At 73.6% G+C, this 26,911-nt stretch carries 26 protein-coding genes; 14 read left to right on the top strand and 12 right to left on the bottom strand.

Annotated elements, in window-relative coordinates:
- The first annotated feature begins 153 nt into the window (after positions 1-153).
- Complete coding sequence (locus tag ACIRVF_RS28880; protein ID WP_402823967.1) at positions 154-1,791, top strand: protein kinase; 1,638 nt, start codon at positions 154-156, stop codon at positions 1,789-1,791.
- 60 nt (positions 1,792-1,851) lie between these two features.
- Positions 1,852-2,226, top strand: coding sequence for a VOC family protein (locus ACIRVF_RS28885; protein ID WP_402823970.1), 375 nt, complete (start codon positions 1,852-1,854; stop codon positions 2,224-2,226).
- A gap of 114 nt (positions 2,227-2,340) precedes the next feature.
- On the opposite strand, the gene ACIRVF_RS28890 is transcribed toward ACIRVF_RS28885, so the two are convergent.
- The 4 genes from ACIRVF_RS28890 to ACIRVF_RS28905 form a co-directional block, all read right to left on the bottom strand.
- On the bottom strand, positions 2,341-2,859 hold the full coding sequence (locus ACIRVF_RS28890) for a potassium channel family protein (protein ID WP_402823973.1): 519 nt from the start codon (positions 2,857-2,859) through the stop codon (positions 2,341-2,343).
- Positions 2,860-2,982: 123 nt separating this feature from the next.
- On the bottom strand, positions 2,983-3,264 hold the full coding sequence (gene tatA, locus ACIRVF_RS28895; protein WP_380418904.1) for a Sec-independent protein translocase subunit TatA: 282 nt from the start codon (positions 3,262-3,264) through the stop codon (positions 2,983-2,985).
- A gap of 198 nt (positions 3,265-3,462) precedes the next feature.
- The gene (locus ACIRVF_RS28900) at positions 3,463-4,032 is read right to left on the bottom strand and encodes a methyltransferase family protein (RefSeq protein ID WP_402823976.1); all 570 of its coding nucleotides are present in this window, start codon (positions 4,030-4,032) and stop codon (positions 3,463-3,465) included.
- A gap of 188 nt (positions 4,033-4,220) precedes the next feature.
- The gene (locus tag ACIRVF_RS28905; protein WP_402823978.1) at positions 4,221-5,783 is read right to left on the bottom strand and encodes an MFS transporter; all 1,563 of its coding nucleotides are present in this window, start codon (positions 5,781-5,783) and stop codon (positions 4,221-4,223) included.
- A 135-nt stretch (positions 5,784-5,918) separates the two neighbouring features.
- On the opposite strand from ACIRVF_RS28905, the gene ACIRVF_RS28910 reads away from it, so the two are divergent.
- Positions 5,919-6,512, top strand: a complete 594-nt coding sequence (locus ACIRVF_RS28910; RefSeq protein ID WP_402823980.1) for a TetR/AcrR family transcriptional regulator — start codon at positions 5,919-5,921, stop codon at positions 6,510-6,512.
- Here the strand turns inward: ACIRVF_RS28910 and ACIRVF_RS28915 are convergent.
- Positions 6,502-6,819 (bottom strand): cupin, encoded by a 318-nt coding sequence (locus ACIRVF_RS28915; RefSeq protein WP_402823983.1) that lies wholly within the window; start codon positions 6,817-6,819, stop codon positions 6,502-6,504. The genes ACIRVF_RS28910 and ACIRVF_RS28915 overlap by 11 nt on opposite strands.
- Before the next feature lie 150 nt (positions 6,820-6,969).
- On the opposite strand from ACIRVF_RS28915, the gene ACIRVF_RS28920 reads away from it, so the two are divergent.
- Entirely contained in the window at positions 6,970-7,236 is a 267-nt protein-coding gene (locus ACIRVF_RS28920) for a hypothetical protein (protein ID WP_402823986.1), read from the top strand.
- A gap of 93 nt (positions 7,237-7,329) precedes the next feature.
- On the opposite strand, the gene ACIRVF_RS28925 is transcribed toward ACIRVF_RS28920, so the two are convergent.
- A complete protein-coding gene (locus tag ACIRVF_RS28925; protein ID WP_402823989.1) occupies positions 7,330-8,487 on the bottom strand; it encodes an acyl-CoA dehydrogenase family protein in 1,158 nt (385 codons plus the stop codon).
- A 209-nt stretch (positions 8,488-8,696) separates the two neighbouring features.
- Between ACIRVF_RS28925 and ACIRVF_RS28930 the strand changes: the two genes are divergently transcribed.
- Entirely contained in the window at positions 8,697-9,848 is a 1,152-nt protein-coding gene (locus tag ACIRVF_RS28930; protein WP_402823992.1) for a TetR/AcrR family transcriptional regulator, read from the top strand.
- 75 nt (positions 9,849-9,923) lie between these two features.
- Here ACIRVF_RS28930 and ACIRVF_RS28935 read toward each other — a convergent pair whose 3' ends face one another.
- On the bottom strand, positions 9,924-10,247 hold the full coding sequence (locus ACIRVF_RS28935; protein WP_402823995.1) for a hypothetical protein: 324 nt from the start codon (positions 10,245-10,247) through the stop codon (positions 9,924-9,926).
- A gap of 249 nt (positions 10,248-10,496) precedes the next feature.
- Here ACIRVF_RS28935 and ACIRVF_RS28940 point away from each other — a divergent pair, with 249 nt between their 5' ends.
- The 6 genes from ACIRVF_RS28940 (at position 10,497) to ACIRVF_RS28965 (ending at position 20,553) form a co-directional block, all read left to right on the top strand.
- The gene (locus tag ACIRVF_RS28940) at positions 10,497-12,419 is read left to right on the top strand and encodes an ATP-binding protein (RefSeq protein WP_402823998.1); all 1,923 of its coding nucleotides are present in this window, start codon (positions 10,497-10,499) and stop codon (positions 12,417-12,419) included.
- Positions 12,420-12,493: 74 nt separating this feature from the next.
- Complete coding sequence (locus tag ACIRVF_RS28945; RefSeq protein WP_402824000.1) at positions 12,494-14,851, top strand: hypothetical protein; 2,358 nt, start codon at positions 12,494-12,496, stop codon at positions 14,849-14,851.
- Positions 14,852-15,000: 149 nt separating this feature from the next.
- A complete protein-coding gene (locus ACIRVF_RS28950; protein ID WP_402824003.1) occupies positions 15,001-15,654 on the top strand; it encodes a DedA family protein in 654 nt (217 codons plus the stop codon).
- Positions 15,655-15,938: 284 nt separating this feature from the next.
- Positions 15,939-17,708: a threonine/serine exporter family protein gene (locus ACIRVF_RS28955; RefSeq protein ID WP_402824394.1), complete on the top strand. Its 1,770-nt coding sequence runs from the start codon at positions 15,939-15,941 to the stop codon at positions 17,706-17,708.
- A 221-nt stretch (positions 17,709-17,929) separates the two neighbouring features.
- Complete coding sequence (locus ACIRVF_RS28960) at positions 17,930-19,015, top strand: hypothetical protein (RefSeq protein ID WP_402824006.1); 1,086 nt, start codon at positions 17,930-17,932, stop codon at positions 19,013-19,015.
- Between the two features lie 239 nt (positions 19,016-19,254).
- Positions 19,255-20,553: a C40 family peptidase gene (locus ACIRVF_RS28965; RefSeq protein ID WP_402824008.1), complete on the top strand. Its 1,299-nt coding sequence runs from the start codon at positions 19,255-19,257 to the stop codon at positions 20,551-20,553.
- Between the two features lie 142 nt (positions 20,554-20,695).
- Here ACIRVF_RS28965 and ACIRVF_RS28970 read toward each other — a convergent pair whose 3' ends face one another.
- Positions 20,696-21,223, bottom strand: a complete 528-nt coding sequence (locus tag ACIRVF_RS28970; RefSeq protein WP_402824010.1) for an SMI1/KNR4 family protein — start codon at positions 21,221-21,223, stop codon at positions 20,696-20,698.
- A 238-nt stretch (positions 21,224-21,461) separates the two neighbouring features.
- Between ACIRVF_RS28970 and ACIRVF_RS28975 the strand changes: the two genes are divergently transcribed.
- Together ACIRVF_RS28975 and ACIRVF_RS28980 are read left to right on the top strand one after the other, a co-directional pair.
- Positions 21,462-21,998 carry a GNAT family N-acetyltransferase gene (locus tag ACIRVF_RS28975; protein WP_402824013.1) on the top strand — a complete coding sequence of 179 codons (537 nt, stop codon included), beginning with the start codon at positions 21,462-21,464 and terminating at the stop codon, positions 21,996-21,998.
- Positions 21,999-22,038: 40 nt separating this feature from the next.
- Positions 22,039-23,319, top strand: a complete 1,281-nt coding sequence (locus ACIRVF_RS28980; protein ID WP_402824016.1) for a GNAT family N-acetyltransferase — start codon at positions 22,039-22,041, stop codon at positions 23,317-23,319.
- A gap of 98 nt (positions 23,320-23,417) precedes the next feature.
- On the opposite strand, the gene ACIRVF_RS28985 is transcribed toward ACIRVF_RS28980, so the two are convergent.
- Both ACIRVF_RS28985 and ACIRVF_RS28990 read right to left on the bottom strand, forming a co-directional pair.
- Positions 23,418-24,131 carry a TetR family transcriptional regulator gene (locus ACIRVF_RS28985; protein ID WP_402824397.1) on the bottom strand — a complete coding sequence of 238 codons (714 nt, stop codon included), beginning with the start codon at positions 24,129-24,131 and terminating at the stop codon, positions 23,418-23,420.
- Positions 24,132-24,227: 96 nt separating this feature from the next.
- Entirely contained in the window at positions 24,228-24,377 is a 150-nt protein-coding gene (locus ACIRVF_RS28990) for a hypothetical protein (protein ID WP_402824019.1), read from the bottom strand.
- A gap of 32 nt (positions 24,378-24,409) precedes the next feature.
- On the opposite strand from ACIRVF_RS28990, the gene ACIRVF_RS28995 reads away from it, so the two are divergent.
- Positions 24,410-25,006: a GNAT family N-acetyltransferase gene (locus ACIRVF_RS28995; protein ID WP_402824022.1), complete on the top strand. Its 597-nt coding sequence runs from the start codon at positions 24,410-24,412 to the stop codon at positions 25,004-25,006.
- A gap of 50 nt (positions 25,007-25,056) precedes the next feature.
- Here ACIRVF_RS28995 and ACIRVF_RS29000 read toward each other — a convergent pair whose 3' ends face one another.
- Together ACIRVF_RS29000 and ACIRVF_RS29005 are read right to left on the bottom strand one after the other, a co-directional pair.
- Positions 25,057-25,536, bottom strand: coding sequence for a macro domain-containing protein (locus ACIRVF_RS29000; RefSeq protein WP_402824025.1), 480 nt, complete (start codon positions 25,534-25,536; stop codon positions 25,057-25,059).
- Positions 25,537-25,545: 9 nt separating this feature from the next.
- Complete coding sequence (locus ACIRVF_RS29005) at positions 25,546-26,856, bottom strand: MFS transporter (RefSeq protein ID WP_402824028.1); 1,311 nt, start codon at positions 26,854-26,856, stop codon at positions 25,546-25,548.
- Positions 26,857-26,911: the final 55 nt, after the last annotated feature.

Here is a 26,911-nt window from a genome sequence, read left to right on the forward strand (position 1 = left end):
ACCACACCCCCCTCCCCCCACACCCACCCACCCCCGGAACCGCCCCCGGCGTCACCCACCCTCCCGAAAGCCCCACCCCCAACAGCAACCCCCCAACAGCAACCCCCCACAGCCCCCAACCGTCCCCCAACCCAAGGCGGCTATCGTGCACGAGTGCACAAGGCATTCCCCGGAACCCCGGGCGCCGCACGTGAGGGGAGTTCCCAGGTGATCGGACGGGCGCTGAACGGGCGTTACGAACTCGTCGAGATGCTCGGCGTCGGCGGCATGGCCACCGTCTGGCGCGGCATCGACCGCGTGTTGGGCCGTCAGGTGGCCGTCAAGGTCCTCAACGGCGGCCTCGCCGACGACCCCCGCTTCGCCGAGCGCTTCAGCCGCGAGGCACAGCACGCCGCCATGCTGGTGCACCCGAGGATCGTCATGGTCTTCGACTCGGGCGTGGACCAGGGCACCCCGTTCATCGTCATGGAACTGGTCCAGGGCCGTTCACTGGCCGCCCTCCTGGTCCAGCAGCCGAACCTGCCGGTGGAGCGCGCGGTCGGCATCGCGGCGGCGGTGTGCGAGGCGCTGGCGGTCGCGCACGGGGCCGGGCTGGTGCACCGGGACATCAAGCCCGGGAACATCATGATCACCGACGACGGCGGCGTGAAGGTGGTGGACTTCGGCATCGCCCGGGCCGGTTCCTCCAGCAATCTGACCCAGACCGCGAGCGTGCTCGGTACGGCCGCCTACCTCTCGCCCGAGCAGGCCACCGCCTCCGCCCTGGACGGCCGCACCGACCTCTACGCCGTCGGCTGCGTGCTGACCGAGATGCTCACCGGCGAGACCCCGTTCACGGCCGAGTCCCCGGTGGCGATCGCCTTCAAGCACGTCAGCGAGCAGCCGCTGCCGCCGTCCGCCCGGCGCCCCGGCCTGCCGCCGGCCCTGGACGCCGTGGTGCTGCGGCTGCTGGCCAAGGACCCGGCCCACCGCCCGGCCGACGCCACCGCGGCGCGGGCCGAGCTGCTCGCCACCGTCCCGGGACTGGCGGTCGGCGATCCGACCGCCGAACTGCTCGCCACCACCTCGGCGGCCACCCAGCTGCTGCCGCCGGTGGCCCCGGTCGACCCGGACCAGCAGCACACCACCCTGCTCCCGCCGCAGGCGCCGCAGCACCCGGTGCCGGCCGCGACCTCCGTGATGGCGCCGGTCCGGGCCGTGCCGCCCGCCGTGCGGCCCAGCGCCGTCGCCCTCCCCACGCCGGCCCGGAACCGCCGCAACAAGCCCCTCGTCCTCGGCGCCCTGGGCATAGCCGGTCTCGCCGGGATCATCGCCCTGGTCGTGACCGCCTTCGACGAGCCGGCCGGCAACGCCGCCGCCACCAAGGCATCCCCGGCCGCCACCACCCCCACCACCCCGCCCGCGGCCCCGACGACGGGCGCCCCCGCCCCGGCCGCCACCTCGGCCGCCGCCGGCTCCCCGACGGCGCCTCCCGCCCCCACCCAGGCCGTCCCGCGCAACCAGCCCGCCGAGGTCCAGCTGCAGTCGTTCCGTCAGGCCGTGGCCCAGGCGCAGATCACCAAGGAGCGCGACCGTCAGGCGGAGCTGCTGCGGATCCTCGACGACACCGCCGCCCGGCTCAACGAGGGCAACCCGGACGACGCCGCCCAGCAGCTCCGGAGCGCCCAGAAGACCATCAAGGACCTGGGGAAGAAGCACGCCATCGACGTCCCCACCTACGCCAACTGGAACGCCCGCCTGTCCGCGCTGTACGCCACCCTCCACACCGCCGCCAACTTCCAGGACGACTGAGGCCGCTTCACCTCTGGCGCCGCGGTCGGCCCGACGCTGACGCCGTACCAGAATGGCGCCATGCTGACGATCGGTTCCCTCGTTCTCGGAGTCTCCGACCTGCCGCGCGCGGTGGCCTTCTGGACGGCCGCCCTCGACTACGTCCCGCGCGGCGGGCTGGTCGGGGCGGACTGGGTGGTCCTGGTGCCCGCCGACGGCGGGCGCGGCGTGCAACTGGCCCTCGGGCTCAGCGAGTCGCCGGTCCAGGAGCGTCCGCGGGTGCACCTCGACCTCTACGCCGTGGACGCCGCTGACCAGGCGGCCCAGGTCGAGCGGCTGCTCGCCCTCGGCGCCGAGCGGGTCGACTGGGACAGCTATCCGGAGGACCCGGACTTCGTGGTGCTCGCCGATCCCGAGGGCAATCGTTTCTGCGTGATCGACACCAGCCACCCCTGAGCCCGACCCGCTGCCCCCCGAGCCCCGAGCCGCTGCCCCCGAGCCCCCTGGGTCCACCCCTCCATCCACAGCCTGTGGACAGTCGCGAGGGAACCGGAACACCCGGAGGGCTCCTCACGACCGCCGGTGCGCCCGGCTCTCGACGTTCGCCCGGAGCGTCCGCGACATCGTCCCGGCCGCCGAGGCGAGGAACACGAAGTTGTAGCCGATCTGCAGGATCACCAGCAGCCGCGGCGCCTGCCCGGCCGGGGTGATGTCCCCGTAGCCGACGGTGGCCAGCGTGACGACGGTGAAGTAGAGCGCGTCGAGCCGGGTGTGCAGTCCGTTGAAGTCGCCGGGCCGGGCGGCGATGACGTAGTAGGCGGCCGCGAAGACCGTCATCGCGAGGAAGATCAGGAAGGCCAGCCAGGCGGCCGGTCGGCGCGCCCGACCGGCCAGCACCGCCATGGTCTTCGCCAGCAGCAGCGCGCTCAGGCCGACCAGCGCGGCCACGAACACCAGCCAGCTGAGCACCGGGTGGTGGTAGCCGAGGGCGCGCAGCGGCAGCGTGAAGTACGCCAGCATCAGCGCGGTGCAGGCGACCAGCAGCGAGACGGGGGCCACCAGGTCGAGGCGCGACGGGTTCCGGGACATGTTCCGACCAGCCTGACCCGACGGATCGTCGGCCGCCCGTCGGCGACCCCCGTACGAGGGGCCGGAACGGCGTCGAGCCCCCGGCGGAAGATCCACCAGGGGCTCGACGGAGGTCCGGACGACTCAGGCGCTCGTCTCGGTGTGCTTGGTCTCGGCAGCCTTGGTCACGTTGGTGGGCGTGACGGCCGGGCGGTCGGCGCCCTGCTGGGGGGCGGCCGTGCTCTGCGCGGTGCCGGCGTCCGCCGGGGTGTCCTCCTCGCGCATCGCCTTGGTCTCCGCCTTCAGGATGCGCATCGACTTGCCCAGGCCGCGCGCCATCTCCGGCAGCTTCTTCGATCCGAACAGCAGGACTACGACCGCCAGCACCACCAAGATGTGCCAGGGCTCAAGACCGTTCCGCAGCATCCCTGGCCACCGGTCCCTTCTTGTCTAGAGTCACGGGTGGGCGCGAGCGCCCATGCTCGCCAGTATGCCTGGACCTGACGGCGAACGGATACACCGGCCGGGAAACGCTGGCCGAAAAGCAGGTGCCGTCCGAACGGATCGTGAGCGGTCCGGCCCCGACGGGAGGCCCGAGCGCACCCTCCGTCACGGCCGTTCCGATCAGTAGACGAACGGCACCAGGCGCTTGGACTCCTTCCGGTACTCCGCGTACGCCGGGCCGAAGGACGCCAGCAGCAGCCGCTCCTCGGCGGCGATCCGCCAGCCGTACGCGCCGAGCAGCAGCGCGGCGACCACCAGGGCCGCGGCCCAGCCGCCGGAGCCGAGCGCGTAGCCGATCCAGACCAGCAGGCTGCCGGTGTAGCCGGGGTGGCGGATCAGCCGGTACGGGCCGGAGCGGACCACCTCCTGGGTGTCCACGGTGCGCAGGGTGCGGGTGTAGTAGCGGCCCAGGGTCCGCATGCCCCAGGCCCGCAGGGCCAGTCCGGCGACCACCACCGCGACCCCGAACCAGCGGGCCCAGGTCGGCGGTTCGCCGATCGAGGCACGGTCGAACAGCACCACGGCCAGCACGGACGCCACGTAGCAGGAGAGCAGCAGCCGGGTCGAGCCGCGGTCGCGGTCGTCCGCGTGCCAGGTGCCGGCCGCGCTGTCCTCGCGGCGGCGCAGCAACAGCTCGTAGGCGATCCAGCAGAGGATCCCGAGCAGGGAGAGGAGGGACGGCAGGGACATCGACTGGCTCCTGACGGTCGTGATTGCCCCTCCACGCTCCTCCGCCCGGGCCGCCGCGACACGCACCCGGGGGTGGACGCTCCGCCGTCCACCCCCGGGTGGACGGCGGAGAGCCCCCTCCCGGATGGGCGGGGGCTCTCGATGACTCGCGTGGATCGGGGCCGTGGACGGGACCGCTCCTGTGGATGTCAGGCGGCGACGGTCTCCTGCTCCGGGGCCGCGGCCGGGGCCGGGGCGGCGGCGGGGAGGTGGCGCAGGAGGCGGTGGGCCAGCAGGGCGGCGCCGAGGGCGAGGACCAGGCCGACCACGGCGGCGGCGTGCAGGCCGTCGGTGAAGGCGCCGCGGGCGGTCTCCAGCAGGTCCGGGCCGAGCCGGCCGGGCAGGTGGGCGGCGACGGAGACCGCGCCGCCGAGGGTGTCCCGGGCGGTGCCGGCGGCCGCGCCGTCGACGCCTCCCGGGAGGGCGCCGTCCAGCTGGTGGCGGTAGACCGCGGCGCCCGCCGCGCCCAGCAGGGCGATGCCCAGGGAGCTGCCGAGTTCGACGGCGGTCTCGGAGGTGGCGGACGCGGCGCCGGCCTGCTCGGCCGGGGCGGCGGTGACGACCATCTCGGCGGTCATCGTCATGGTGCCGACGGTGCCCGCGGCCAGCACGCCCGCCGCGGTGAGGATGAGCGCCAGCGGTGAGTGGGGGCCCACCTGGGTCATCATCGCGAAGCCGGCCGCGCCGACCACGAAGCCGCCACCCATCAGGGCCGCCGGGCGGACCTTGCCGGCCAGCGCCGAGCTGATCCCGACCGCGGCGCCGACACCGAGGCTCGGTACCAGTGACCAGAGCGAGGCGGTGAACGGGCTCATGCCCTTGACCAGCTGCAGGTACTGCGAGGTGAAGAGGGCGAAGCCCATCATCGCGAACATCGCGAGGGTGTTGACGCTGATCGCCCCGCTGAAGGTGCGGATCCGGAACAGGCTCAGGTCGATCAGCGGGTTCGCCGCGGTGCGCTGGCGCCGCACGAAGGCGCCGGCCAGCAAAAGTCCGGCCGCGGCGGCGAGGGCGGGCAGCGGGCGCCAGCCGTCCACGGCGAGCGTCTTGACCCCGTAGACCAGTGGCAGGACCGCGGCGAGCGAGAGTGCGGCGCCGGGCAGGTCGAAGCGGCCGGTAGGGGCGGCGGCGCGGTACTCGGGGAGCAGGACGGGCGCGGTCAGCAGCACCAGGACCATCACCGGCACGGCCACCAGGAAGGCCGAGCCCCACCAGTAGTGGTCGAGCAGCAGCCCGCCCGCGACCGGGCCGAGGGTGGCCCCGGCGGTGAGCATGCCGCCCCAGGCGCCGAGCGCGATCTGGCGCTGCTTGGCGTCGTGGAAGGTGTTGCGGATCAGCGCGAGGGTCGAGGGCATCACGGTGGCCCCGGCGGCGCCGAGCAGGGCGCGGGCGGCGATCAGCTGTTCGGCGCTGCCGGACCAGGCGGCCAGCAGGGAAGCGCCGGCGAAGCCCGCGGCGCCGACCATCAGCAGTCGGCGGCGGCCGATCCGGTCGCCGAGCGCGCCCATCGTGATGAGCAGTCCGGCCAGCAGGAACGAGTACATGTCCATGATCCACAGCTGCTGGGTGCCGCTGGGGGCCAGCTCGGTGGAGATGTAGGGGACGGCGAAGAACAGCACGCCCATGTCCATGGACAGGACGAGCGTCGGGAGCAGGAGGACGGCCAGGCCGATCCATTCGCGACGGCCTGCGCGGCCGGTGGTTGCGGTCATGGAGAAGACGGTACGGATGTGTCAGACGCTTGTCTAGTACAAACGTGTAAAACGATCGTGCAATACGACCGTTCAAGACCGACGTGCAAGACGCACGTGCAAGACATCTGTGCAGCACCTCCGTAGGATCGGAGCATGGGAAACCGCGAAGACCTGATGGCCGGCGCCAAGCGCTGCCTGTACGAGAAGGGCTACGGACGCACCACGGCCCGCGACATCGCGACCGCCTCGGGCGTCAGCCTGGCCGCGATCGGCTACCACTTCGGCTCGAAGGACGCGCTGCTCAACGCCGCGATGATCGAGGCGATCGGCGAGATGGGCGAGGCCCTGGCAGTGGTGGTGTACGGCGCCAACCAGGTGTCGGACGATCCGGAGATGCGCTTCGCGGCCGTCTGGAACGGCCTCCGGGACGTCTTCGTCGAGCACCGCGGGCTCTGGGCGGCCCAGTTCGAAGCCCTTGCCCAGGCCGGGCACAACCCGGAGCTGGCGCAGGCCTTCGAGGAGGCGCAGAAGGAGGGCCGGCTCGGCCTCGCCGCGGTGTTCCAGGGACTGACCGAGGTGCCGGACACCGAGGAGGAGCTCGCCCGCGGCACCTTCTACCAGATCCTGCTGGCCGGCTACGTCGCCCAGTGGCTGGCCGCGCCCGAACTGGCCCCGAACGGGTACGAGTTCCTGCGCGGGCTCCGGCTGGTCAGCGGCAGCGTGCTGGGAGCCGGCACTACGCGGTGACCGCCGTCAGCAGCACCACCGAGTCGACGTGGGCCAGCAGCCCGTGCCGCTCCTGCGGGACGGGCTCCAGCTCGCCGACGGACAGTTCCAGCCGGCGCCCGGCGATGGTCAGCGAGACCCGGCCGCGCAGCACCTGGACGCTCCCGGCGGTGGGCGGGGTGTGCTCGTCCAGCGCGGTGCCTGCGGTCAGCGCGATCACGGTCTGCCGCAGCATCCCGTCGTGCAGCACCAGGTGGGCGCTGCGCCCGTGCGGACTCTCGGCCGCGCGGGCGGCGTGCTCCACGGCGAGCCGTTCGAGATCGGGCATCGCGCCGCCTCCTCCTTCGGGCCGGGTGCTCAAGCCGGGCGCCCGGGCCGTGTGCCCAGGCTGGCGGACGCACCGGCGACGCGCACCCGGAGAGCCCCGGAGCGGGCCACCCGAGGTGCGGTCCCCGCCGATTGCCCGCATCGTGGAGGCATGGCGACCAACAAGAGGATCTTCAACGGGTTCCAGGTCAACCGCTCGCTGCTGGTCGGCGGCGTGGCACTGACCGGCATCGGCTCGGTGCTCGGCGCGGCCGGGGCGGCGCTGGTGTGCGCGGCGCTGTTCACGGCGGGCCGCAGCTGGGTGCGCGGCCTGGAGACCGCGCCGGCCACGTTCGCCCAGCGGGCGCTGCGCGAGGCGAAGGTGGCGTCCGCGGCCGGCTGGGAGGCCTGGCGGGCCGAGCACGGCTCGCCCAACTGAGCCGACCGGGCGCGCCCCCGCGGATGCTGGCGTGGGCCGCCGCGCCGGTGCCCCCGCAGCGGCCCGCCGCGGGCCGCCGCGGCGGCTACGTGCTCACAGCCCCAGTGACTTGGCGATGATGCTGCGCATGACCTCGCTGGTGCCGCCGTAGATCCGGAACACCCGGTTGTCGGTGTAGAGCCGGGCAATCGGGTACTCCAGGATGTAGCCGTAACCGCCGTGCAGCTGCAGGCACTTGTCGATGACGGTGGAAGCCGACTCGGTGCAGAACAGCTTCGCGGCGGCCGCGTCCGCGACGGTCAGCTCACCGTCCTGGTAGAGCTCCAGTGCGCGGTCCACCATCGACTGCTGCGCCAGCACCTGGGCCTGGCAGTCGGCCAGGGTGAACTTGGTGTTCTGGAACTCGGCCACGGCCTTGCCGAACACCTTGCGGTCCTTGACGTACTGCACCGCGAACCGCACCGCCGCCGCGGCCGCCGCGTACGCGCCGACGGCGATCGCCAGCCGCTCCTGCACCAGGTTGTGGGTCAGGTAGGAGAAGGCCCGGCCCTCCTCGCCGAGCAGGTTCTCCACCGGCACCTTGACGTCGCTGAACGCCAACTCCGCGGTGTCCGAGGTGCGCAGGCCGATCTTCTGCAGCTTGCGGCCGACCGAGTAGCCCGGCGAGGTGGTGTCCACGCACAGGATCGACAGCCCGGCCCGGCGGTTCTCCGGGTCGTACGGCGCGGTGCGGCAGACCACCAGGACCAGGTCGGCCAGCACGCCGCCGGTGATGAAGGTCTTGGCGCCGTTCAGGACGTAGTGGGTGCCGTCCTCGGAGAGCCGGGCGGTGGTGGAGATGCCCGCGAGGTCGGAGCCGGCGCCCGGCTCGGTCATCGCGATCGCGGTCATGATGTCGCCGGAGACGAAGCCGGGCAGCCAGCGCCGCTTCTGCTCCTCGTTGGCGTACTCCAGCAGGTACGGCAGCACCAGCCCGGTGTGCACCCCGGAGGAGCCGAAGCTCACGCCCGCCCGGGCGGTCTCCTCGGCGATCACCGCCTGGTACTTGAAACCGCTCTCGCCCGCGCCGCCGTACTCCTCCGGCACCTCGATGCCGTAGACGCCGAGTTCACCGAGCTGGCGGTAGAAGTCGCGGGGCGGGTGGCCCTCGGCCTCCCAGCTCTCGTAGACCGGGACGACCTCGTTGGTGATGAAGTCCCGGATGGTCTCCCGGAAGGCCTCGTGGTCCTCGTTGAACACGGTGCGGCGCACGGCGGCGCTCCCTTCGACGGTGCCGGCCGGCGGGCCGGCGGAGGCGGAACGTGCCAGGTGGTGGCCCGACAAGTTAATCCCCGGTAGCCTCGACTGTCCAGCATTGCGACCCCCGGGAACCGGCGTGGAGGAGCTGCTCCGCGCGGCGGTCAAGTGAATCCTTGCTAGCCTGCGGGCGGGACCGGGGACGAACACGAGGGAGGCCCGCCATGGTGGTCCGACGGCCGCCCGGCCGACGCGCCCAGATCCTCGCCGTGGCCGCCGACCGCTTCCACCGCAGCGGCTACCACCAGGTCTCGATGACCGAGGTCGCCGCCGGGGTGGGCATCACCGCACCCGCCCTCTACCGGCACTTCCGCGGCAAGCCCGAACTGCTGGACCGTGCCGTCCGGTTGGGCCTGGACGCACTCGCCGACGGCCTGCGCGCGGCCGGCACCACCGCCGAACTCGGCGCCGCGCTGGCCGCGGTGGCGGTCGGCCACCGCCCGCTCGGGACGCTGGTGCAGCGCGACGCCCGGCTGCTGCCGCCCGCCCGCCGGGCCGAGCTGCGCCGCGAACTCCGTACGGACGTCGCCCTGATGGCCGCGGTGCTGCGCGCCGAACGCCCCGAACTCGTGCCCGGGGACGCCGAGTTGCTCTGCTGGTCGGCGCTCTCCTGCTGTGCCGGTCTGTCCTACCAGTCGGCCGCGCCGCAACCGCGCCGGGCGGAGGCGCTGTTGCGCGAACTGGTCGCGGCCGTCCTCGCGGTGCCCCTGGACGGCACGGCCGTCGGGCCGGAGCCCGTACCGGTGCCACCGTCGAGGCCGCAGGCGCGTCGGGAGGAACTGCTCGCGGCGGCCGTCCGACTGTTCCACCAGCGCGGCTTCGACAACGTCAGCACCGACCAACTCGGCGCCGCCGTCGGCATCTCCGGCCCCAGCGTGTACCGGCACTTCGACAGCAAGGCCCACCTGCTCGCCGCCTCCCTGGTGCGCAGCCGGGAGCGGCTCTGGCACCAGGTGGACGGCGCGATCGCGAGCGCCGCCGGGCCGCGGGCGGCGCTGGCGGCCGGGCTCGACGCCTACGTCGACTTCGCGCTGCGCAACGGCGACTACCTGGGCGCGATGCTCAGCGAGACCGAGCGGCTGGCCCCGCCGGACCGCCGGGCCGCGGTGGACTTCCGGCGCGACTTCCTGCGCACCTGGGTCGACCTGCTGCGGCAGGTGCGCCCGGAGGAGGACGCGGTGGCCGCCCGGATCCGGGTGCACGCGCTGTTCTCGCTGGTCAACGACGGCGTGCGGAACCGTCCGCACAGCGCCAGGCCGGACCTCGGCGACTGTCTGAGGCGGCTGGGCCGGGCGGTGCTGGCGCTGCCGGAGTAACGCGCGGGCCGGGCGCCCGCCCCCGTCGACGCGGAGGCGGGGCACCCGGCCCGGAACGGGAGTGCCGCCGGAGCCCTAGCGGAGGACGTGCCGGTAGAGGGCCCGGGCGTCGAAGTTCCCGTTGCCCTGAAGGGCGCCGATGGTGCCGCCGTTGCCCGTCACGGCGAGGCCGTTGTTCTGGTTGCTCGCCCCCGAACCGATGGCGGTCTGCTGGGTGTTGACCACGTTTCCGGTGACCGGGCCGATGACGTTGCCGGAACCGGCGTTGCTCACGACGCTCCCGTTGGAGTGGTCGTTCGCGCCGGCGCCGTTGGCGGCGTGCGCGGTGGCGGCGCCGACGCCGACGAGGAGGAAGGCCCCGAGGGCGGTGACGGCGGCGGCTGCGCGAATACGGGACACGCTGGTCTCCCTGGACTGGAAGTGCGAATGTGGCGCGACCGGAGTGGCCGCTCCGGAGCGCCGGTGCCTGACGTCGCGCGCTCAGCATTCACCAGCGCCGTGGACGACCTCCACCAAACGGGTGGCATTTCCCTCGATCGTGGGGGATCGGCCCATTCGGCGTTGACCAGAATCCGTCATTCCGGCAGGGCCGGCTGATGCACAGAAAGAAATGGTCGGCAGATTGTCGCACTGGCACACTGGGGACCCATGTCTGAAGGTGCCACGACCGAGCCCACCCCCGCCGAGGACCTGCGCACCACCGAGGTCGACCTCGGCGGCCTGGTGAACGTCCTCGCCACCCACCTCTACTCGACCCCCCTGGTCGCCCTGCGCGAACTCGTCCAGAACGCCCACGACTCGCACACCCGCCGGCTCCTGGAGGACCCGGACGGCGAGCACCGGCCGCTGATCCGGGTGCGCGCCGACGCCGCGCGGCGGACCGTCGCCATCGAGGACACCGGGGCCGGCCTCACCGAACCGGAGATCCACTCCTACCTCGCCACCGTCGGCACCGGCTACACCCGGATGCTGCGCGAACTCACCGGCAACCAGGAGCTGATCGGCGCCTTCGGCCTGGGCTTCCTCTCCGCCTTCTCGGTCGCCGACGAGGTGACCGTCACCACCACCTCGCACCGCGAACCGCGGCTCGGCCACCGCTACCGCAGCCGCGGCGGCGAGCACTACCAGGTCGAGCCGGTGCCCGCCCGTCCGCAGCCCGGCACCGTGGTCGAGCTGGCGCTCAAGGCCGAGCACGCCCACCTCGCCGACGAGCAGGCGCTGCGCGAAGTCCTCGGCCGGTACTGCGTACTGCTGCCCATCCCGGTCTTCGTCGGCGAGGACGAGCAGCCGGTCAACGCCGTCCAGGTGCCCTGGCGCCAGGAAGTGGCGGGGGACCGGTACGCCGCCCGGATGCGCTTCGCCACCGCCTTCGGCCGCCGTTTCGAACCGCTCGCCGCCTTCCCCGTGCTGCCCGTCCAGGGGGAAGGGGCCGTCGAGGGCGCCACCGACGCCGTCGGCCTGCTCTGGGTCCAGGACGGCGGCACCTACGGCAGCAGCGACAACCGCGATCTCGCCGTCTACCTGCGCGGCATGCTGCTCGCCGAGGACGCCCGCGACCTACTGCCCAGCTGGGCCGGGTTCATCGGCGGGGTGATCGAGTCCAACCGGCTCACCCCCACCGCCAGCCGCGAGGACCTCCAGCGCGACGAGCACTACCGCGCGCTCCAGCGGGCCCTCACCGACGCCGTCGTGGACGGCCTCTACGAGACGGCCCGGCTGCGGCCCGCCGCCTGGCGCCGGATCCTCACCCGGCACGGCCAGGACCTGCTCGGCGCCGCGCTCTGCGACGAGCGGCTGTTCACCCTGCTCGCCGACGACGTACCGGTGCCCACCTCGCAGGGCGACCTCACCGCGGGCGGGCTGCGGGCGGCCGGCGGCGGAGCCGTGCACGTCGCGCTGGGCAGTGGGGGCGGTTTCGAGGAGATGCTGTACCGGGCGATGCGGGTGCCGATCGCCCGCGGCGACCGCTACGCCGTCCTGCCGTTCCTGCGCCGCTACGCCCAGCTGCGCGGCTGCCGGCTGGTCGAGCTGGGCAGCGAGCAGGGCAACCGCGAACTCTTCCGCGACCCGGAGCGCCCGCTGCCGCCCGAGGAGTCGGCCTGGCTGTCCGGCGCCCTCGCCGACCCGGGCGAGCAGCTCGTCCCCGCCCGCTTCGACCCGCCCGGCCTGCCGCTGGTCCTGGTGCCGGACCGCGAGGCCGAACTGAAGGCCCGGATCGAGGACGACCAGGCCGACGCCCGGATCCCGTCCGCCGCCCTGCGGCTGGCCCGGGCGTTCACCGCCCGCACCGACGGCGAGGTCAGGGCCCGGCTCTACCTCAACCTGGCCTGTCCGGCCGTCCAGGACCTGCTCGCCGCCTACCGCGCCGGGCACACCGGCAGCGCCACCGCGGCCGGGCTGCTCCGCTCGCTCAAGGTGATCATGGCGGCGGCCTCGACCGGCCCCGCCGAGGGCGACCTCGGCGCCGCACTGGCCGGCGTCGGCACCGCCGTGTCCGCCCTGACCGCCGCCGTCCCGGCCGGCCTGCCGGACGTCCCGGACAGCCCCGGCGACCTCCGGAAACAGGCGTGACGGTCCGCCCGGCGGACGCCACTGTCAGTGGCTCGCGGTAGACAACTCATCAGCACGACGCAGGGGGAACGGACATGACCACCGACATCTGGGCCTGGGTGCGCGACACCCACCAGCAGCTGCACGCGGCCGGCCACCGCCGGCTGGCCGACGCCATCTACGAGCTGCCCGAGCACGCCACCGAGGGGCGCAACGAGCAGCTCGACGCGGTCTACCCGGAGGCCGTCGCCTCCGCCCGGGCCCTCGGCCTTCCCTGGGTCGAGGTCTACCTGCGGCACTGGCGGATGCAGAACCTGCTGAACAAGCGCCAGCAGGGCGAGTCCGTTCTGCCCGAGGTGGTCGACCTGCTGGACTTCGCCCACCGGGAGGAGACGGCCGGCTGCCCGCAGTCCGTCTGCGTGGTGCAGGACTTCGCGATCTGCCACGCCCGGGTCGACGGCCCCGGGTACGTGCGGGAGCGCCTCGACGTGGTCGGCGAGACGCTGGACCGGATCGAGCCCGGCCGAGCCTGCTTCGACTGCCTCTCCCGCGAGTACTCCGACGCCCTGGAGGACGACGGCCGTCCCGCCGAGGCCCTCGCCCATCTGGACACCGCCGCCGCCCGGATGCGGACGGCGGGCCAGCGGGTCTCGCTCCGCTTCCACCGGGCCCGGGCCGGCACCCTGCACCTGCTGGGCCGGCACGAGGAGGTGCTCGCCCTGCTGGACACCGCCGACCAGGAGGCCAGGGCCCGGGGCGAGGAACTCGACGAGAGCGACCGGCGCTCGGGCGCCCTGCAGCGGGCCCGCGCGCTCGCCTCGCTCGGGCGCACCGAGGAGGCACTCGCCCTGCTGCCCGAGCGGGCCGAGGCCGAGCGGCACGCCGACCTGCGCCAGAGCTGGACGGAGACGGTCGAGCTGCTGGTCGCGGCCGGCGCCTGGGAGAACGACGCCGAGCTGGGCGCGGTGCTGGCCGGCTGGGTCGGCTACCTGGACGGCACCGGCTCGCACCGCCCGTGCGTGGACCTGCTGCTGGCGGCCGGTCGGCTGGCGCTCGCCCGCGGAGCCCGTACGGTGGCGCTCACGCTCGCGGCCACCGGGGAGCGTAAGCTCACCCAGTTGCGTCGCACCGCGGGCGTGGCCGAGCAGGTCACAGCCCTGCGCGCGGCCGCCGAGGCACTGCCGGTGCCCGAGCTGCCCGTCCCGCCGGGCGAACTGACGGCACACCTGGCCGAAGCCGGGGTGCCCTTCGAGACCGGCGCCGACCTGCTCTCCGTCGCCCTGGACCGGTACCGGGGTGAGCAGGCCGGCGCCACCGAACTGGCCGTGCTGCTGGCCGACGTGCTCGGCGGCCTCGGCCACGCCCGGGCCGCCGCCGACCTGCTCTGGCAGCGGCTGGACGCCGACCCGGACAGCAAGGAGCTGACCGGCACGCTCGGCCAGGCCCTGATCGAGGCCCGGGACGCCGAGGGCGTGCGCCGCCTCGCCGACCGGCTGGCCGCGACCAGCCCGGCCGACGGGCGCTGGATACGCGCCCGCTGGGCCGCTGCCGAGGAGCGCTGGGCCGAGGTGCTGGAGCACTGCGAGGCGATCCTGGCGCTGGAGGCGGGCCGGATCAACCCCCGGCGGCTGGCCGCGGCCGCCGCCACCGAGCTGGGCGACCACGCCACCGCGCAGCGGCTCTACCAGGAACTGCTGGAGCACGCCCTGCCCGCCGAGGAGGCGGGGGAGGACGAGCTCCACCGCACGGTCCAGGAGCGCGACCTCTGGCACCTGATCACCGCGGCCAGCGCCAACCGGGACTGGGCCGTGGTCCGCTCCACCGGCGCGCGGATCGGCATCGAGTTCGACGAGCCCGAGGGCCCGGTGGACGAGGAGTGGCAGCTGATCAGCGTCCGCGCCACCCGCGCCAACGGCACCAGGGCCGACCTGCCCGCCGTCCGGACGGGCCCGGCCACCGCCCGGATCCTGCCGGTGCTGGGCGCGGACGTGGCGCTCAACCACGGCGACGTGGTGGTCTTCGCCCCGGCCCTGCTGGAGCACCCGCCGGCCGAGGACGCCACCGAGGAGGAGCGGGAGAGCTGGCGGCCCACCTTCGCGCTGCTGACCCTGCTCGACCCGGCCGGCTACACCACCTACTGGATCGACGGCGTCCGGCCCGGGGACGAGGCCTGGGCCGGGTTCCGGGACGAGCTGCGGGCGGCCGGCTACGCGGTCTGGGTGTACAGCGGGGAGCAGTACCGGCTCCCGGACCCGGAGCGGGAGGACGGCGACCTGCCCGGCGTCTACGCCGCCCTCGGCCTCCCGCCGACCGCCTCGGCCGAGCGCGCCGACTCGCTGCTGCACGAGCTCACGGCCGGCTGGGAGCACCCGGTGACCTGGCTCGACCTGGCCCAGGCGGCGGGGGCGGACCTGCGGCGGCACACGGAGATCATCGAGCGCTACGAAATCTGAGCCGGAGGGCCTTCGGTTCCCCGGCTCGGCCCGGGCTCGATCGACCGGGCTCTCGCAGGGGGCTGGGGAACCATTCGGCATCCGGGCGAGTCTTTGTCAATGCTTTACCTTTGCATTGCCAAGACCCGACTCCCGGGAGTGCCTGCACCGTGACCAGCCTCGCCCTCGGCCCGTCCTGGCTCGAACCGGCCACCCTGATCTCCAGCTTCGGCCTGATCGGCATCCTGGCCGTGGTCTTCGCCGAGTCGGGCCTGCTGATCGGTTTCTTCCTCCCGGGCGACTCCCTGTTGTTCACCACCGGTCTGCTGGTGGCCGACGGCACCTACCTGCACCAGCCGCTCTGGCTGGTCTGCGCGCTGATCGTCTCGGCCGCCGTCGCCGGTGACCAGGTCGGCTACCTGTTCGGGCGGAAGGTCGGGCCGAGTCTTTTCCGCCGCCCCGACTCCAGGGTGTTCAAGCAGGAGAACGTCGAGAAGGCCGCCGCCTTCTTCGACCGGCACGGCCCCAAGGCGATCGTGCTGGCCCGTTTCGTGCCGATCGTGCGCACCTTCACCCCGGTCGTCGCCGGGGTGAGCAGGATGAACTACCGCGGCTTCGTGCTGTTCAACGTGGTCGGCGGGGTGGTGTGGGGTGCCGGGGTCACCGTGCTCGGCCACTTCCTCGGACAGATCCCCTTCGTCCGGGACAACGTCGAGGCCATCCTGGTCGGCATCGTGCTGGTCTCGGTGATCCCGGTGGCGGTCGAACTGCTGCGGGCCCGCCGCTCCGGAGCGGAGCCCGCCGCCCGCCACCGCGCCGGGTAGGCGCTCGGGCCCGCCGCCGCGGGACGTCGCGTACATGTGCGTCCAGCTGTTCGATCAGGCAAGGTATAACCCGAGATCGAACGGTGGCCGGCGGCGGCCACCAGGGGTGGCGAGGAGCGGAAGTGCCTAAGCGGGGCCGACCGGGTGCGGGCAAGCGGGCGAGGGGAGGCCGGACGGTTCGCCAGCTGGGGCAGACCCCGCCCCGGCCGGTGCACCCCGCCGAGGCGCCGCCCACCGAGGGCCTGCTCGGCCACCCCGCTCCGCCCGTCGAGCCCACCATCGAGGTGCCGCTGGCCCCGCCCGTCCCGGAGACCAGGGGCCTGTTGGCCCCCGAGCCGGAGCCCGCGCCGCACGCCGAGCCGGCGCCCGAGCCGGAGCCCGGGCACCGGGCCGAACCGCAGCCCGGGTCGACACCGGAGCCGCCGCTGGAGCCGCACCCCGAGCTGACCATAGACCTGCGCCCGCGCGACGCGGCCCCCGAGCGCCCGGCCCCCGAGCGCCCGGCCCCCGAGCGCCCGGCCCGTCGTCGTTCGGTCGCCGAGGACACCCTCACTCCCGAGGAGTGGCGCGCGGCCGGCTACACCCCGCCCACCGGGATCCCGATCCCCGAGCTGACCGCCGGCGCCCCCGGCGAGGTGCCCTGGCCGGACCGGATGCGCACCCTGCTGCGCACCCCGATGTCCGAGCGCCCCGCCTTCGAGCGCACCGCCCGCGAGATGCACCCCTCCGCGGGCACCGCCCGCAACGTCCCGCGCATCCTCGACCTGACGCTGCGCATCGGCGAACTGCTGCTGGCCAGCGGCGAGGCCGCCGAGGACGTCGAGGCGGCGATGCTCGGCATCGCGCACGCCTACCGGCTGGACCGCTGCGAGCCGCAGGTGACCTTCACCCTGATCGGCATCTCGTACCAGCCCTCGCTGGTCGAGCCGCCGGTGACCGCCGACCGCGTGGTGCGCCGCCGTACCTCCGACTACACCCGGCTGAACGCGGTCTACGGACTGGTGGCCGACATCACCGCGGAGAAGGTGACGGTCAACGACGCCTACCGCCGCCTGGCCCTGATCCGCCGCAACCGGCACCCGTACCCGGCCTGGCTGCTGGCCCTGACCACCGGTCTGCTGGCCGGCGCGGCGACCTTCCTGGTCGGCGGACAGCTCGACGACAAGGCCTGGCTGGTCTTCGGCAGCGCCTTCGTCGCGGCCGTCCTCGGCGACCGGCTGGCCTCCGCGCTGGCCCGGCGCCGGCTGCCGGAGTTCTACCAGTTCGTGGCGGCCGCGATGCCAGCCGCCGCCTCGGGCATCGTCCTGTCCTTCAACGACTGGGGTCTGCGCGGCTCGGTGGTGATCACCGGTGGTCTGTTCGCCCTGCTGCCCGGACGCGCCCTGGTGGCCGCCGTCCAGGACGGCCTGACCGGCTTCTACATCACCGCCGCGGCCCGGTTGCTGGAAGTGGTCTACCTGGTCGCGGGCATCGTGATCGGTGTGATCATGATCCTCTACCTGGGCGTCGGCTTCGAGGCGAGGCTCAAACCGGACGAGAGCCTGGTGGGCATCAGCTACCCGCCGGTCCAGATGGTCGCCGCGATGGTGCTGACCCTGGCCTTCGCGATGCTGCTGCAGACCGACCGCCGCACCCTCGCGCTGGTCACCCTCAACAGCGGCATCGGCTGGGCCAGCTACGGCGCGCTGGTGTACAACGCGCACGTCAACCCGATCGCCGCGACCGGGGTGGCGGCGGGACTGGTCGGTCTGTTCGGCCAGCTGATGGCGCGCTACCGCAACGGCTCGGCGCTGCCGTACGTGACCGCCGCGATCGGTCCGCTGATGCCGGGTTCGGCGCTCTACCTCGGGATGCTCGCCTTCGCCCAGGGCCACTCCAGCACCGGTCTGGTGTCGGTCTTCCGAGCGGCGGCGATCGCGATGGCGCTGGCGATCGGGGTGAATCTCGGTGGCGAGATCGCCCGGCTGTTCCTGAAACTGCCGGTGGGCGCCGAGCTGCCCTCGCTCTATCCGGCGGTGCCGCGCCGGGCGGCCAAGCGCACCAGGGGATTCTGACCGGGAGTCGGGCCCGGCCCCGGTGACGAGAACGCCGGGATCCGGGTTGGGCCGGTACCGGCGCGGTGGGCCGGCATGCGGGCCGGGACCGGACCGACGGGTCGGCATTCGGGCCTGGACCGGGCCGACGGGTCGGCATGCGGGCCGGGACCGGACCGGTATCGGCTTCCGGGCCATGTCGCGGCAGGCAGGACGCAGCACCAGGAACGAAGGTAAGACCCATGTCGACACTGCTGGACAACTACCGCGAGCACATCGTCAACGCGCAAAAGCAACCGCTGTTCCTGCTGCTGATCGGCTTCATCACCTCCTTCGTCTTCATCCGGTTCAGCGTGCGGATGATCCGCGCCCAGGTGCGCTGGTGGCCCGGCAACGTCACCCCCGGCGGCCTGCACATCCACCACATGGTGTTCGGCCTGGGCTTCCTGCTGGTCGGCGGCATGGGGGTGTTCGCCTCCTACGGCACGCCCCCGTGGATCGACTGGTTCGGGCTGGTCTTCGGCATCGGCTGCGGCCTGGTGCTGGACGAGTTCGCGCTGATCCTGCACCTGGACGACGTGTACTGGAGCGAACAGGGCCGCAAGTCGGTGGACGCGGTGATCTTCGGCATCCTGTTCACGGCCCTGCTGCTGATCGGGTACGTGCCGTTCGGCGCGCTGCCCGGCGAGGACACCCGCTGGGGCCTGATCACCGTGATCTCGGTGAACGCGCTGGCCTCGGTGATCACCCTGCTCAAGGGCAAGGTGTGGACCGGCCTGCTCGGGATCATGGTCCCCGGCCTGTCCTGGATCGGTGCGATCCGGTTGGCCCGCCCGAGCAGCCCGTGGGCCCGTTGGCGGTACACCACGCGCTCCCGCCGCCGGGCGCGTGCGCTCCGGCGCGAACGCCTTCTGCACCGCCGTGCGGACCGCGCCCGCACCTGGCTCTTCGACCTGATCGCCGGCGCACCCGACAAGGTGCCCGCCAACCACCCGGCCGCCCACCGGGTCGCCGAGCGGATGGCCGCCCGGGCCTCCGCCCACCTCGACGCGCACGCCGCCCGGGCGCTGGCCCGGCGGCAGGCGCGACTGGCCGACCGCCGCTCCGCGGCCGTGGCCGGGGCGGCGGGGCACCAGCCGGTGGCGCACCCGCAGCCGGGGGAAGGGGCGGCCGGGAGCGTCCCGAGCCGCTCGGCAGGGGCGCAGCAGCGCCGCCGCATCGTGCGCGCCGGGCGCAACCGGACGTACGGGATCGGCCCGGCCGGGGCGGAGCGCCGGCCCGAGCGGCACTCCCACCTGCGGACGAGGACCCCTCGGATCCATCGGTAGTTCGCACACCCTCTGCGGTCGACCGTAGTTGCGGCTGGTCCGACCATCTGATGGTCACCCGGCCGGCGGAGCGCGTTCGAGGCCTGAACGGCACGGGAGTTGAGATCATGAGCGACCAGTGACCGTTCTGTCACGTGATGGGACGATTCGTCGGTCCTTCCGCCGCCCGGCCGCCAGCCCGCGCGCCGCTCGGCAGCCGTCGGCGCCGTCCCCTCCGGACCCGTGAGAAGGGATGTCTCGTGGCGCGCAGGATCCTGCCGACCCTCCTGTTGTCCCTCACCGCCCTGCTCGGGCTGCTCCCCGCCGCCCAGGCTGCCCCGGCGGACCCCGGCCCCCCGTCGGAGCAGGGCCCGGCGGGCCGGGACCCCGTGGGCCGGGACCCGGTGGCCCAGGGCCCGTACCCGTCGGCCGGGGAGATCGACCGCTCCCGCGCCGAGGCCGACGCGAAGGCCGCCTCCGTCGCCGCACTGGAGACCGCGCTCACCGCCGCCCGGGCCGAACTCGACCGGGCCGGCCGCAGCGCCGAACAGGCCGTCGAGGCCTACAACGGCGCCCAGCTCGCCCTCACCCGGGCCCGCGCCGAGGAGACCGCCGCCAACCGGCGCGCGGCCGCCGCCGAGGCCGAGCGCTCCGGGGCCGCCGAGGACGCCGCCCGGCTCGCCGCCGAAACGTACCGCCAGGGCGCGGGCGCCGAACTGTCCGCGCTCAACGCCCTGCTCGGCGCCCACGGCCCGCGCGAGGCGGGCGACCGCGCCGCCGCGGTCGGCGTGGCCAGCGAGCGCACCCGGCAGATCCTGGACGCCGCCACCTCCACGGCCGCCGCCGCCCGCAGCGCCTCCGCCGCCGCCCGCACCGCCACCGAGGCGGCCGAGCGGGCCGCCGCCGAGGTCGGCGCGGCGAGGACCAGGGCGCAGCAGCGGCTCGCGGCCCAGCAGGGCGAGGTCGCGGCCGCCCACCGGCGCCGGGAGCAGTTGCTCGCCGAGCTGGCCGCCGCCCGGAACACCACCGTCGCGCTGGAGCGCGAGCGTCGCGAGGCGCTGGAGGCGATCGCCGCCCGGGAGGCGGAGGCGGCCGCCCGCGCCGCCGCCGAGCAGGCCGCCCGGGATGCCGAAGCGGCAGCGGCAGCCGCCGCCAGGGTGCAGCCGGTGCCGCCCGCCGCCGGCTCCTGGTCGGCCGAGGGCGCGTCCGCCGCCGTGGCCTTCGCCAAGTCCAAGATCGGGCTGCCCTACATCTGGGGCGGCGAGGGGCCCGAGGGCTACGACTGCTCCGGGCTGACCATGATGGCCTGGCGTGAGGGCGGCAAGCAGCTCAACCACTTCGCGGCCGACCAGTACGCCCAGTCCACCCCCGTCAGCTACCGCCAACTGCGCCCCGGCGACCTGGTCTTCTGGACCGACACCGGCCGCTCCGCCGACATCCACCACGTCGGCCTCTACATCGGCGACGACCAGATGATCGAGGCCCCGCGGGTCGGCATGCCGGTCAAGCAGGCCAGCCTCTGGATCATGGGTACCCCGGACTACTACGCCAGGCCCTGATATGTCGGTGCTTTTTGTAGGTTCTCTCGCCACTTTTCGGTTTCTCACCGACTTTTCGTCTCCGTTGCGTGTGACGAAAAGTCAGTGGGACGGCGAGCGGGGCGTTCTGTCGCTTCCTGCACCGGCCGAGTACGTGTCGAGGTCAGCGGCACAGCTCCATGACGGTGTCGTCGAAGTCGGGGAACTCCTGGGTTGCCCGGCCGATGATGGCGGTAGCCGACTGCTGCCGACCGGGAGCGAATCGGCTCGCGACGGCCTCCATTGGCAGGTTGGGACGTGGAGCCCGGTCGGGCTCATGCGTGGTGGCCGCTTCCCAGGGGCCGAAGCCGTCGGCGAGCAGCCACAGGAAGTCGCCCAGGTCGCTCGCCAGTACGCCGGTCTCGCCTTCGGAGCCGAGGAAAACGACGGGCTGGTCTGCGAGTGGCCGGCCTGGGCGGATCAGCCAGAACGCTGCGTATCCACCCGTGCCGTCCTGGCCGAACACCCGAAAGTCGTCACCGTTCAACTCAGTGTTGCCGGTCCAGGCCCGGAACCAGTCGGTGGTGTCCTCGGCGGACAGGAAATCCGGGAAGGGCTCGAAGTCGATCCCTTTGCCGTCGTCGTAGTCGAACGGGACCGCCAGTGCGGCGGCGAGGGCCACAGGGAACCGTCGATCACTGGTATGAGTCACGCGGCGAGGCTAGCGACTACCACTGTCATCAGCGTCGGCGCGCGCCGGACGAAGGAGATGCGCCACCACGAGACCGGCCGCCTGCGAGTCCCGCCCACCCCCTCGCGAGGGAACGCAAGGCCCCGCCTGCGGGCGCAGGCTCACCCAGCCCTGGCCGGGAGGTTCCCCGAGGGCACGAACGCGCCGGTGTCGGTGGTCCGCGCTAGCGTGGCGGCCCGATCACTTCTGAGGAGGCGCCGTGCACCTGCGGAACGTCGAACCGGGCGACGCCGAGGCGTACGTCCGGATGCGCTGCGACGAGGGGATGATGGCCGAGCTGGGCGGCCCGCTGCCGCGGGAGGCGGTGGAGGCGCGGCTGCGCAAGGACCTCGCCCTGGTGGCGGCGGACAGCGCCTGGATCAAGGTGATCGTGCCGGACGGCGAGGCCGGGCCCGGCGGGGCGGCCGGTCTGGTCACGCTCTGGCAGGACGAGGAGGACGGCGTGACCGTCTCCGAGATCGGCTGGATGGTGCTGCCCGAGTTCCAGGGCCGGGGCTTCGCCAAGGCGGCGGTGCGGGAGGTGCTGGACGCGGCCGCGGCGGACGGCCGGTGGGGCGAGGTGCACGCCAATCCGGGGGTGACCAACGGCCCGTCCAACGGGATCTGCCGTTCGCTCGGCTTCCGGCTGCTCGGCGAGCGGGACGTCGACTTCGCGGACCGGATCCTGCGCACCAACCACTGGGTCGTGACGCCCGGGCGGCACGAAGGATCGCGGGCCGGTTCGGGTACCGAATAATTCGGATGCCGCCCCGGGGCGTGCGCCGTACGGTGGCGCGATGGGCAAGAACATCGATGACGCGGCCGTCGACACCGTGAACGGGGTCCAGGTCAGGGCCGTCTCCGTGGACGAGGTGGAGGAGTGGAACCGGGCGCTCAACTTCGGCTTCCTGCGCCCGCACGCGGGCGTCGCGCCGGACCTGCGCCGTCGGCAGTGGCAGCCGGGCCGGATGGTGGCCGGCTTCGACGGCGACCGCCAGATCGCCACCTTCCGCAGCTTCGACGTCGAACTGACCGTCCCCGGCGGGGCCGTGGTCCAGGCCGACGCGATCACCAACGTCACGGTCAGCTCCACCCACCGCCGCCGGGGCGTGCTCAGCACGATGATGCGCCGTGACCTCGCCTCCGCCGCCGAGCGCGGCTGCGCGGTCGCCATCCTGGCCGCCGCCGAGTACAACATCTACGGCCGCTTCGGCTTCGGTCCCGCCACCTGGGGCTGCGGTTGGCGCATCGACCTGGGGCGCACCCGCGGTCTGCGCGAGGGTCTGCCCGGGGTGCCCGGCGGCCGGATCGACTTCGTGACCCTGACCGAGCAGCGCGAGCTGGGCGCCGAGTTGTACGACCGCTGGCGGCTCACCCAGCCGGGCGCGATCGCCCGTGACGAGATCTGGTGGGAGCGCAACACCAATGTGATCCAGGTGCCGGGCGACAGCTTCAAGGAGCCGTTCGCCGCCGTCCACCGGAACGCCGACGGTGAGGTCACCGGCCTGGTGGTCTACCGGATCGAGAACAAGTGGGACGGCGCGCTCCCCGACAGCACGCTCACCGTGGACGACTTCATCGCCCTCGACCTGCCGACCGCCGTCGAGCTGTGGCGCCTGGTGCTGTCCGTGGACTGGGTGCGCAAGGTCGTCGTCGGGGGCGTCTCCCCGGACGACCCGCTGCCGCTGCTGCTCCAGGACCCGCGCGCGGCCGTCCCGGACGCGGCGAACGGCGACCTCATGTGGCTGCGGCTGCTGGACGTCGAGGCCGCCTTCGGCGCCCGGACGTACGGTGCCGCGGGCCGGGTGGTGCTGGAGGTCGAGGACCGGCTCGGCTACGCCTCCGGCCGCTTCGCGATCGAGGTCGCCGAGGACGGCACCGGGCGCTGCAGCCGTACCACCGACGACGCCGATCTCGCCCTGGACGCAGCCGGGTTGGGCTCGCTCTACCTGGGTTCCGAGACGGCTCCGAGGCTGGCCGCGGCGGGACTGCTCACCGAGCTGCGCCCGGGCGCGGCGGCCGCCGCCGACCTGCTGCTGCGCACCCCGCTGCGGGCCTGGACGCCGACCGAGTTCTGAGCGGCCGGGAGCGACGCCGGAGGCCGTCCCACGGATCGCGGGCCGGCCTCCGCCGATCACCAATCACCTCGCGGCCTACAACTGCCGGGAGCAGCGGCCTACTTGACCGCAGTCTTCCCGATCGTCGGAAGGATGAAGTCCTGGATCAGCCCCTTGGCGTCCCGCACGATGGGTCGGAACACCCGGTAGCGCGACAGGTTGATCAACCGGGCGGCCATCGGCGTCGAGCGCCGGACGAACTCCCTGGTCCGCTCGGTGTCCTCGGTCCGGTCGAAGACCCAGTAGAGCACCACGACCATCAGGTTCAGCCAGAGCACGTCGGGCAGCAGCTCGACCAGTTCGGCGTCCAGCTTCGGCGCCAGGTCGGAGCCCTGGAGGACGTCGCGGAACAGTTCGACGGCCGTCGCCCGGGCGGGGTGGGACTCGTTGGAGAACGGGCTCAGCGAACTGGTCGGGTCGGCCGCCGTGCGGAAGAACTGGGCGGCGAACTCGTGGTACGGCGCGGCCGTGTCGAGCCAGGAGGTGAGCGCGATCTGCAGCCGCTCGGAGAAGTCCCGGGTGTGGGCCATGCGGCGCCTGGCGTCGGCCGCGTGGTCGTGGGTCATCCGGTCGTAGAACCCCTGGATCAGGAATTCCTTCGCGGAGAAGTAGTAGTAGGCGTTGCCGACCGACACGCCCGCCTCGGTGGCGATGGCGCGCATCGTGGTCTTCTCGTAGCCCCGTTCCTGGAACAGCCGCATGGCCGTCTCCAGGATCAGCGCCCGGGTCGCCTCGCTCTTGTCGGTCTTGGGCTGGGCCCGGGCGCCGGGCATGGGCCCGCTGTCCGTGCCGGGTGCGGCCGAGGCGTCGGCCGCACCCTTCTCGCCGTCCGTTCGGTTCGTCGCTGCCAGGTCGTCCACGGGCAGAGCCTAGCCGGAGACGACGTTCCACCCGGTGTCGGTGCTGTCGGTGCTCGTGGCACCGGATGCCCCCTCCGCATCCGGTACCACGCCCACCGCCCCCCCGATTTCGAACGCGTTCAAAAGCTTGGCAGAACTGTAGACGTTGCGGTTGAACATGTTCAACTCCATCTCTGTGGGAGGCTCGTCACATGACCGGATCAGGGCGGATCACCATTCGGCACGGCGAAGAGCGGGACGCCGTGCGCATCGCGGACCTGCACACCGAGAGCTGGTGCAGCAGTTACCGCGGGATCGTCCCCGACGAAGCGCTCGGGGACGGACTGGCCGTCCAGCGGCGCGAGTTGTGGCAACTGCGCCTGACGGTGGACTACGGGACGCCGGAGAACACGCCCGTGTTGCTGATCGCCGAACGGGCCGGAGAGCCGGCCGGGTTCGTGTACCTGGTGCCGCAGCCCGACGGCGGGGTGCTGGTGGACAACCTGCACGTCCGCCCGGGCCTCACCGGCGGTGGGATCGGCCGGGAGCTGCTGGCGGCAGCCCGCGCCGAGGTCGCCGCGCGGCACCCCGGTGCCGAGCTGTACCTGGAGGTGCTGAGCGCCAACACCCGCGCGATCGCCTTCTACGAGCGCGAGGGCGGTGTGCGGATCAGGGCGCAGGAAGGCGTGTTCCCGGGCGGGTACCGGCTGCCCGAGTACGTGTACGCCTGGCCGGCCGGGCCCGGGTCAGCGCCGGGCGCGGCCGCGGTCGACTCGACTCGTCCGGATCAACCGGTCCGGCAGGATTGACCGACCCGACCGACCCGACCGACCCGACGGACCCGACCGGTTCGGCCGGCTCAGTCGACGTCGTAGACGGTCACCGGCACGCCGCGCGCCGTCAGTCGCTCCGCCACCAGCGGTTCGACCTTCGGCCAGCGCCCGCCCGCCAGTCCGCAGCCGATCCGCGGCATGTGGACGGAGGCGCCGAGTTCGAGCGCGTGCTCGGCGAGGGTGGCCAGCCCGGTGTCGATGGCCTCGTACCGCACCGGCACTCCGGTGGAGCGGCCGGTCCGGATGCCGCGCTGGCCGACCAGGTTGGCCACCCAGACGTAGGGCTCGACCTGCACCATTTGCAGGGCGCCGAGACCGAAGTCGTTCTTCGCCCGCTCCCGGTGCCAGCGTCGGAACGCGGCCTCGGGCTCGGGCCAGCGTCTGGAGAGAGCGAGCACGAAGCCCTTTCCCCAGCCGCCCAGATCGTTGCAGACGTGCGCGATCACCTTCACGCCCTTGCCACGGGGCGTGGTGGCATCGCCTCGGACGTAGGTGATTTCCGCCATGCCTAGAAGTTAGACGGAGGCACTGACAACCCGCTCGGCATTTTCCCGCGCCCCGGCCGCCCCGGCCGCGTTGCCCGCCCCGGCCGCGTTGCCCGCCCCGACCGCGTCACGCGCCGGGCGCAGGTGGCGCCGCCCGGCCAGGGCGATCAGCAGGGCGAGCGCGGCGGCGCCGGCGGGCAGGGCGTAGCCGGTGCCGGGCGCGGCGTGCTCGGCGACCGTTCCGGCGATCGCCGCCCCGGCCGAGATGCCGACCACGATGCCGGACACCGCCACCGCCATCCCCTCGTTGAACTGCCGCTGCGGCAGCAGCTCCTGGACCAGCGTCATGCCGGTCACCATGGTCGGCGCGGTGGCCGTGCCGGCCGCGAACAGCACCGCGCCGAGCACCGCGAGCCCGGCCCCGCCGAGTCCGGCGGCGAGCGGCAGCAGCAGGACCCCGGCCATCGCGGCGGCCCCTACGAGGAAGCGCACCCCCGGCGCCCGACGCGGCGTCAGCAGCCCGAACAACAGCCCGGCCACGCAGGATCCGGCCGCGACCAGGCCCAGCAGCCCGCCGGCCGCCGCCTTGTGGCCGAGCGAGTCGGCGTAGGCGACGGTGGTGATCTCGGTCGCGCCGAAGACCATGCCGGTGGCGAGGAAGGTCAGCACCAGTACCCGCAGCCCGGGCACCCGCAGCGGGGAGCCGTGCCGCCGGCCGTCCGGCACCCGGACGGGCAGCGGTGGTTCGGTGCGCCGCTGGGCGGCGAACAGCAGGGCGCCGGTGGTGCCGAGGACGCCGGAGGCGAGCAGCCCGGTCTCCGGGGCGAGCGTGGTGCAGAGCAGCATCGCGAGCACCGGCCCGGCCATGAAGCAGAGTTCGTCCAGCGCCTGTTCGAAGGAGTTGGCCAGGTGCCGGGCGGCCTGGTCGTCCCGGTGGAGGTGCGCCCAGCGGGCCCGGGCCATGCCGCCGAGGTTCGGCGCGGCCGCGCAGGCGGCCCAGCAGGCGTACAGCGTCCAGTCCGGTGCTCCGAGCCGGACGCAGAGCAGCAGGGCGAGGAGGGGCAGGGCGTTGTACAGCGCGGCCGGTACCGCGACGCGCGACTGCCCGTACCGGTCCACCAGGCGCCCGAGCAGCGGCATTCCGATCGCGCCGGTGACCAGCCCGGCCGCCGAGACCGTCCCGGCCAGCGCGTAGGAGCCGCGCCGTTCCGCGAGCAGCACCACCAGGGAGACGCCGTTCATCGACAGTGCGAGCCGGCCGAGCAGCCCGGCCAGGGTGAAGGCGGTGGCGCCGGGCGCCGCGAGCCGGCGGTAGGAGGCGAGGAGGGCGCGCGGGGGCAATCGGGCTCCTGGGACGCAGGGCGGAAGGGGGATGTGCCAAGCCTCCGCGCGCCGC

The sequence above is a fragment of the Kitasatospora sp. NPDC101157 genome (assembly GCF_044768255.1).
In the GTDB taxonomy this organism is placed as follows: Bacteria; Actinomycetota; Actinomycetes; order Streptomycetales; family Streptomycetaceae; genus Kitasatospora.